General features: G+C 58.2%; 3 protein-coding genes and 1 pseudogene. All 4 read right to left on the reverse strand.

Going from position 1 to position 4229, the window contains the following annotated elements:
- Positions 1-27: 27 nt before the first annotated feature.
- The 4 genes and pseudogenes from ABW043_RS01245 to ABW043_RS22870 all read right to left on the reverse strand — a co-directional run bounded on the left by ABW043_RS01245 (position 28) and on the right by ABW043_RS22870 (position 4147).
- Positions 28-648 carry a general stress protein gene (locus ABW043_RS01245; protein WP_353919428.1) on the reverse strand — a complete coding sequence of 207 codons (621 nt, stop codon included), beginning with the start codon at positions 646-648 and terminating at the stop codon, positions 28-30.
- A gap of 13 nt (positions 649-661) precedes the next feature.
- Positions 662-982: a hypothetical protein gene (locus tag ABW043_RS01250; protein ID WP_353919429.1), complete on the reverse strand. Its 321-nt coding sequence runs from the start codon at positions 980-982 to the stop codon at positions 662-664.
- 942 nt (positions 983-1924) lie between these two features.
- Positions 1925-2340, reverse strand: a pseudogene (locus tag ABW043_RS01255) (hypothetical protein).
- 1402 nt (positions 2341-3742) lie between these two features.
- Positions 3743-4147, reverse strand: a complete 405-nt coding sequence (locus tag ABW043_RS22870) for a DUF6894 family protein (protein ID WP_502908576.1) — start codon at positions 4145-4147, stop codon at positions 3743-3745.
- Between the last annotated feature and the right edge of the window lie 82 nt (positions 4148-4229).

A 4229-nucleotide genomic window follows, 5' to 3' on the forward strand; every position in this document is an offset into this window, starting at 1 on the left:
CTTTGGCGGGCCGCTGATGTTTGTGGATTATCGCACTCCGCCGCCGTGTAGTTGGCGCTCGCGGCGGACCTCGTCTGCCCCGTAGGGTTGGGCGGCAGCGTCATAATTATTCCAGCCGGTCTTTTGCCACGCCGCTTTCCGCTCAGTAAGATTGACGGAAGACTGGTTCAGGATCGCTTCATAGCGCGCGCGGTCAGCGTCCGGTACCCTCGCCGAAACAAGAGTGCCGCCCCGGCGCACGCCCTCAGCGTATAATGGTGCCTCATCTTCAGACACACCGGCTTGGGTGAGCGCACCGACAGCGCCGCCGGTAGCGGCACCTGCGGTAGCACCGAGCGCAGTGGCTGCGAGCCAACCTGCTGCGACTACCGGTCCAAGGCCTGGAATGGCCAACAAGCCGAGGCCGGCCATTAGCCCGGCAGCGCCACCTAGGCCGGCGCCAACGCCGGCACCCGTCGCGGCTCCTTCTGCACGATCGTCTGTCCCGTCGCGGTCGCGATCGACCTTGCCGTCCGACTTGTACCAGTCATCGGAGTTGTTGGCGACGATGCTAAGATCTGAATGCGGCACGCCGGCCGCCTCTAGATTGGCGACGGCCTTTTGTGCATCGGAGTAGTTATCGTAGAGGCGCGAGATCGTAGCGGTCATGTATTTGATCCTGTCACTTGGCGGGGTTGACGTTGCCTTGGAAATCGACGCTAACATCGGTAGCTAAACCGCCTTTGCTCGCCTTCCCGCGCCAGACGCCGTTATCGTCCTTCGTGAGCGCAGTGACGTTGGTAAAGCCCGCGGCTTCAATCCGAGTCTTCGCCTGCCCTTCAGTGAAGCTGTTCGCGCCGGCGACGGGCCGGTTCGAGTTGTTTTGGTCGGAGCTGTTGACGGCGTTGTTGTTCGGCCGATCAGCGGCCGGCGGATTTTGGGCAAAGACCGGGCTTGCAGAGATCAAGACGGCCGCCAGGCACAAATAGCGCGCGCATTTCATTATTGTTTCTCCAGTTGTTCTCGGACGCCGACAACCGGGAGCTCACGGTAGAGTTCCTATTTTTCCCGATGAGGAGTACTCAGGGATGCCGTTGATGATCTCACGGTTTGGCTAACAACGAGCGCGTCGGTCCGACGACCTGTCGGAAGTGCCCTCCGCATCAACCGCAAAAAAGTCAGCGTCGTGGAGATGTTCCAGCCTTAATCCTAAACCGACACATTTATCTTAATTTAAGCCGCCGATTGCGGATGAGGCTTTCATTATTCAAGTTGGTAGTCGGCGAACGACTGCTCCCACCGCGCAAAAGGCGAGGTCGTTGAGCGCGAGCATACCATCTCTGAATTTGGCGGCTTTGCTTCGCCACCAACGCGAGGTCGTTTGAGATGAGCGAAGCCACCCAGCTGCACAAACCACGAGCGCCGGATCGGTCGGACTGGAGGCGGCTTTGGCATCTCACGAAGGTCATTATTCCGCGACGATCGATCACGGGCCGTCTCGTCCACGGCAGAGTTTGGCGTAGGTACGACAGCCGCCGCTGGATCTACAAGGCTTTTATCGAAGACCTCACGGACGGCTGATAATGATCCAGCATTACTTCGACCGTCGGTCAGTCGCGAGGACGAATATCTGCAGCGGCGGAGGTCTATTGTCCTTTAAAAGCCGGCAGGGCTTACGTGCCTCCGCGTTATCGACATCTCCCATTACAGGGTTAGACTTCACACTCACAGATGGCCAACCCCTGACTTGGGACAACTTCCAAACTGAACGAGTTTGCCGCCTCATTGGCGGTCGGGAGAACTGATCGGTGCAGAATTCGATTGATAGTTTATATCAACAGCGCAAGACCGGATGGCGGTGATCCAGCTCCTCCCGGTCGCCTTCGCGCGACGCCATCGTCCACGAGAATTCTGCAGCCGGTTAGCTGAGCGTGTCTAACGCTCTTCATCCCTCTTCATCCGGATGCACCCATTTGTCGGGCGTGATTGCCCGCGCCGCGGTCAGCTCGATCATCCGCACCGGCGGCGCCGAGCGATCGTCTTGCACAACCGGCATTTGAGCGGCGCCTCCTGCTTCTAGATCGGCGTGTCGCGCGGCCGGCGGATCGCGTCGAGCGGCAGGCTTGCTTTGGTCTTGCAGCTGTTGCATTCAACTTCAAGCCCCCAAGCCGCCGTTGAGGCACTGCGCGATCGTCGGAAACGGCTGCGCGGGGCCGCCATAGCCTTCCATGCGGAGCGATTTGGCCTCGGCGCGGTCCACTTCCTGGACGGCCTTTCGCGCGCTTCTCGAGCACCCTTGGCGCGGATGTCGGCGCCCATGATGCTGCCACCCCAGATGACCTTTCGGCCCTTCGTGCTCATCGCAAACTATTCCAAGCTTCCGCGGCATTTGCGATGTCACTAGGCTTGGCAGCGGGAACAGTCCAGCCGCACACTCCCTTGGTCATGAATAGGAACGAATCGAACTGCCGCGACTGTCATGGATGCAGACAAAGACGATAGAGAGCTGATCTACACGATTTTGTCTCACGATGAGCCAATCGCGGCTGTAAAAACAACTAGATCGCAAGCTCGCGAGCTTTACGAAGAAGAATGATTTCTTGAAGAGCTCTCCGAACTGAAGTCGAACAGTGTGCCGCTTTACAGTCCCGGCACACGACTGCGCGCTTGCCCGGCAATCGATGACGAATGGCAAAGATATGACGAGGGAGAGAAAGAGGCCGGAGGGTCCGAGGACATGCTGTTCGTCCATTTGGTCGTCATAGACTGAAGCTGAGCAGGTCTGTCAGATGGGGGGCCACCAAGAACGAACAAAGCTCGCCGGACGTGTCTCCTGTGCAAGTCCGCATGCCAAATGCTAATGCTGCTTTTTCCTACTCTTTCGTGGCATTCCTTGATTCGGGAATGCGCGGGTGATGCAACCCGGCTCCCCGGTGCGAAGCCAGCCCTGCGCTGAGAAGCTATTTAACTATTGAGACTTCGCCTGCAACTGCTCGTGCAAAGGTTCGGGCGAAATCCTTTCACCGCGAGCTGTGCTCTCGACTAACTTGACGATGATCGCTCGCACTTCGGGGTCCTGCAGGCTGAAAAAAGCCCTCAGCAACTGCAGCGATTGTGCATCGAAACCTTCTTGTCCATCTCGCCTTGTAGCTGCATCGGCCGAACCCGTCGGCCAGGTATCGGACTTAAGAGCGAGCGATCTGGACGTGTTTCAGCCTGCCAATCCATACCTTCGGCCAATTTAATCCAATCGGACGCAAGAACCAGCCACGCATCTTTGTCGCTCTGGTTGCGCGACAACTCCGCCTGTGCGCGGCAGTCAGCTGCCTGGGCCCGATAGCGATATGCACTTACACGAGACATGAAATACCCAAGCGCGTTTACTCCGCGTTGCTTAGGCAGCAGCCCGCCGAAACGAGATCGGGGACTACGTGTCATCCCCGGTGACTGGTGTCTCGGCCTCCAAGATCACTAACCTGAGCAACTGGGCCAGCATCGTTAAGCCCGCTGCTTCGGCCAATTGCAGCGACTCTCTCGATGTACGAGCGATAACAGCTGCAGCATCCGGTTTGGTGCCATTCATGGTCCGCCTCTACTCCCGGGCGAACGCATTCGGCGGCTCATCGCCGATAACTGCCACGGGCCGAGCGGCGACGTAGCGGGTGTGCGCTTTTAATGGAAAGGCCGCAAGCTGCTTATTGACGCAACTCAGGCGTGTTTGCCTTTTTGACATGCAAGCAGTTTGTGGCGTTAGAGTCTGCGCCTAATTAAGACGTTCAATCTTGAAAAAGAACCGCACGTTCATCACTGGCCCGGTGTCGTCACGAACCTGGATCGCCATATTCTGGCTGCTGGCGTTCATTCGGACGGCATCTCGCGCCATATCAGCTAGAGACCGGGCAGCTTCATCTTGAATCAAGTCCAGATTACGAAGCTCCAAACCCTCGTCGTCGAGAGTGATCCCACCTTCGTCTTGCAGGTCAAAATAGTAGCGAGCCGTTGGCGACTCTCCCTGCGACGGTAGGCGGGAGCTCCAATAGTCTCTTAGCCACCGACGCCTACGAGCAAAGCCTCGCCCGATGATTTCCAAGAGCGCCCTAAACCGCCACGTGAAGCCGGAATACAATCCGGATCTAAAGATGCCGCATTGGGGGAAGCGCGAGCTCAAGCGCGATCAGTAGCGAAAAAGCCGCCGCTGTCCCCCAGCGACGGCTCTCTACGCGTTACTCTCGCGGGAGATACCCGTGCCC

The sequence above is a fragment of the Devosia sp. genome, from assembly GCF_040509215.1.
GTDB lineage: Bacteria > Pseudomonadota > Alphaproteobacteria > Rhizobiales > Devosiaceae > Devosia.

What these genes read in the sequence shown, in the direction of transcription:
- ABW043_RS01245 (WP_353919428.1), bottom strand. Translation starts at nt 648, where the DNA reads ATGACCGCTACGATCTCGCGCCTCTACGATAACTACTCCGATGCACAA.
- ABW043_RS01250 (WP_353919429.1), bottom strand. Translation starts at nt 982, where the DNA reads ATGAAATGCGCGCGCTATTTGTGCCTGGCGGCCGTCTTGATCTCTGCA.